The organism is Salipiger sp. HF18 (assembly GCF_011806505.1).
In the GTDB taxonomy this organism is placed as follows: domain Bacteria; phylum Pseudomonadota; class Alphaproteobacteria; order Rhodobacterales; family Rhodobacteraceae; genus Salipiger; species Salipiger thiooxidans.
This window is the reverse complement of record NZ_JAATOS010000457.1, coordinates 1-3165: the sequence shown is the minus strand read 5'-3', so window position 1 is coordinate 3165 and position 3165 is coordinate 1. Positions and strand designations below refer to the sequence as shown.

Sequence of the window (3165 nt, the reverse complement as noted above, 5' to 3'; positions counted from 1 at the left end):
GCCGGGTCCTCGCCCACGAGCACCACCGCCAGACCCGGCGTGATGCCGTGGTCCGCCTTCAGCCGCGCCACATGCGCTGCCACTTGCTCGCGCACGGTCGCGGCAAAAACCTTGCCGTCGATGATGGTTGCAGACATATCAGTCCTCCAGTCGGCGGGCGGCTTGCGACAGGGCGTGCCACAGCGATCCCGCGAGGCTGCGCATTCCGATCACCGCCAGCCGGGTCTCGGACCGGCGCAGTACGAACACGCTCATGTGCTCGAGCCCCGTGCGGACGCAACAGCCGGGCCCGAGCGTTCTCGGGTCGATGTTCACCAGCCGCGCCAGCAACGCCTCGAGCGGGGCGCCAGTGTCCGAGGCGATCTCGAAGGCGACCCAGCCGTCGGTCTGCTCGGTCACCGCGCAGCCCGGCGCCTGACCCTGCAGCGCGGCGGCGAAATCGGTTTCGGCAAGACCCTCGGCCTCGATCATCCATTGACCGCGCCCGGTCCAGAAGGCCCCGTGCGGCCCCGAGGACACCGCGCGGGCCACCTCGGGCAGCGCGAGGCCGAAGGGCGCGGGCGCCGCCTGCCCCTTGCGCAGCGCCAGCGAGGCGAGCGCGAGACCGGCGTTTTCCGACAGGGTGAGCGCGCCGAAGCGCACGTTGCGCGGGGCGCTGTCGCCAAGCGCGGTGACGGGGGAAAGGTCAGTCACGGAGACGTCCTCCTTCGGGATCCACGAAATGCGCCGACACGACCTCGGCGCGCAGTTCGCGGCCTTCGAGCGGGTTGGCGGCGATGACGATCTCGCCCTGCCGGCTGTCGCCGTCCTCGAGATAGGCCAGCGCGATGTAGCTCTTCAGATGCGGCGACCAGCAGGACGAGGTGACCCAGCCCTGATCGGTCTGCATGGTTTGCGCCGCCCCTCCGGTGAAGAGATGCGAGCCTGCCACCACCTGCTCTTGCGGGGTCACGGATTTCAGCCCGACGAGACGGCGGCGGTCGGCCGCGAGGCCCTCGCGGCGCGACATCACCGCGCCGATGCTGTCCTTCTTGGCCGACACCATCCGGCCCAGCCCCAGCATCTGCGCCGTGGTCTGGCCGTTGAGCTCGGCCCCGGCGGCGTGGCCCTTCTCGATGCGCAGGACGCCCAGCGTCTCGGTGCCGTAGGGCGTGACGCCCAGATCGGCGCCGCGCTCCATCAGGCGCTCCATCAGCGCATGGCCGTAGCGGGCGGGCACGGCGATCTCGTAGGCCAGCTCGCCCGAGAACGAGATCCGGAAGAGACGCGCGCGCAGCCCGCCGCAGATGGTGAGCGGAGCGCAGGCCATGAAGGGGAAGGCCTCGTTCGACAGGTCGAAATCGTCGACGATCCGGCCCAGAAGCTCGCGGGATTTCGGCCCTGCGACGGCGATCTGCGCCCAGGCGTCGGTGGTCGAGATCAGCTGCACGTCGAGCTCGGGCCAGAGGCACTGGCGCGCGAACTCCATGCGCTGGAAGACCAGCCCGGCGTTGGCGGTGGTGGTGGTGACCACGTAGTGATCCTCGGCCAGCCGCGCGCAGGTGCCGTCATCGTAGGCGTGACCGTCCTCGCGCAGCATCAGCCCGTAGCGCACCATGCCGACCTTCAGCGTGCCCATCATGTTGGCGTAGAGCCGGTTGAGGAACTCGCGCGCATCGGCGCCCTGCACATCGACCTTGCCGAGCGTGGTCACGTCGCAAAGCCCGACGCCCGCGCGCACCGCCAGCACCTCGCGGTCGACGCTCTGCCGCCAGTGGGTCTCCCCCTTCTGCGGGAAGTACTGGGCGCGCATCCACGGGCCCACCTCGACGAACTCCGCGCCCTGCGCCTCGGCCCAGCCATGGGTCGGGGTCAGGCGGTGGGGGCGGAAATGCGGGCCGCTGTCGCCGCCGCCCAGCACGCCGAGCGAGACGGGGGTATAGGGCGGGCGGAAGATCGTGGTGCCGGTCTCGGGGATCGAATTGCCCGTGAGCTCGGCCATCACCGCCAGCGCCGATACGTTCGAGGTCTTGCCCTGATCGGTCGCCATGCCAAGTGTGGTCCAGCGCTTGAGATGCTCGACCGGGCGCATGTTCTCCTGATGCGCCAGCTTGATGTCCTTGACGGTCACGTCGTTCTGGAAATCCACCCAGGCGCGTTTCTTGCCGGGCACGTGCCAGAAGGCCTCCTGCGCCGCGGGAGCGTCCAGCGCCTCGGGCAGCGCGATCTGCGGCGCGGTGAGCGCCAGCTCGGCCAGCGCAGCCTGTGCCGCGCGCGCACCGTCCGCCAGCGCCTGCGCGGTGCCGCCCTTGCCGGCGGCGGCGCCCGCGGGGATCAGCCCCTGCGGACCGCCCTGCCCCGGCACGAAGGCCAGCAGCGAGGCATCCCACTCGGGCCGCCCGCGGTGGTGCGAGGCGAGGTGCAGGTTCGGGTTCCAGCCGCCCGCCACACCCAGCGCGCCGACCTCGTGCCACGAGGCCTTGCCGCCTTCGGTGATCTCGATCTGCGTGAGACCGAGACGGCCCTTGCTGCCGGTGACCTGCGCGCCGGAAAAGACACGGTAGTCGCCCAGGGCCCTGGCCCCGGCGCGGCTGTCGATCACGCCGAGCAGTTTCGCGCCCTTGGCCAGCAGGTCGCGCGCCGTGCGGTGCCCGTCGTCGCCGTTGGTGAAGATCGCGACCGCGTCGCCCGCCTTGGCCACCGGAAGCGTCGCCCAGCGGTTGGCATAGGCGCGCAGCGCGCCCGCCAGCAGGATGCCGGGCCGGTCGTTGTCGGCGAAGGGAATGTGCCGCTCGGTCGCGCCCGCCGCCAGCACGGCGCGTTTCGCGGTGATCCGCCACAGCGTCTGGCGCACCTTGTCGCCGGGCACGGGCAGGTGGTCCGCCACCCGCTCGACCGCGCCGTAGATGCCGTGATCGAAGACGCCGAAGACCGTGGTGCGGGTCATGATCCGCACGTTGGACAGGCTGGCAAGCTCCGCCCGCACGCTCTCGACCCAGTCGCTGGCCGGGGCACCGTCCAGAAGGTCGCTCTCCATCAGGAGCCGCCCGCCAAGGCGGAAATCCTCGTCCGCAAGCACCACCTGTGCGCCCGCACGCCCGGCGGTCAGCGCCGCCACCAGCCCCGCGGCACCGCCGCCGATGACCAGCAGGTCGCACTGCAGGAAACCCCGGTCATAGGCGTCGG

General features: G+C 71.2%; 3 protein-coding genes. All 3 read right to left on the bottom strand.

The genetic code is table 11. From position 1 onward, the window contains the following. Nucleotides 1-137, bottom strand: a 137-nt coding sequence (locus HC022_RS22365) for a tetrahydrofolate dehydrogenase/cyclohydrolase catalytic domain-containing protein (RefSeq protein ID WP_368484721.1), incomplete at its 3' end; no start/stop codon positions are given. Between the two features lies 1 nt (nucleotide 138). Further along, entirely contained in the window at nucleotides 139-693 is a 555-nt protein-coding gene (locus HC022_RS22360; RefSeq protein ID WP_167453869.1) for a sarcosine oxidase subunit gamma, read from the bottom strand. Continuing rightward, nucleotides 686-3165, bottom strand: a 2480-nt coding sequence (locus tag HC022_RS22355) for a glycine cleavage T C-terminal barrel domain-containing protein (protein WP_167453868.1), incomplete at its 5' end; no start/stop codon positions are given. The genes HC022_RS22360 and HC022_RS22355, both read right to left, overlap by 8 nt.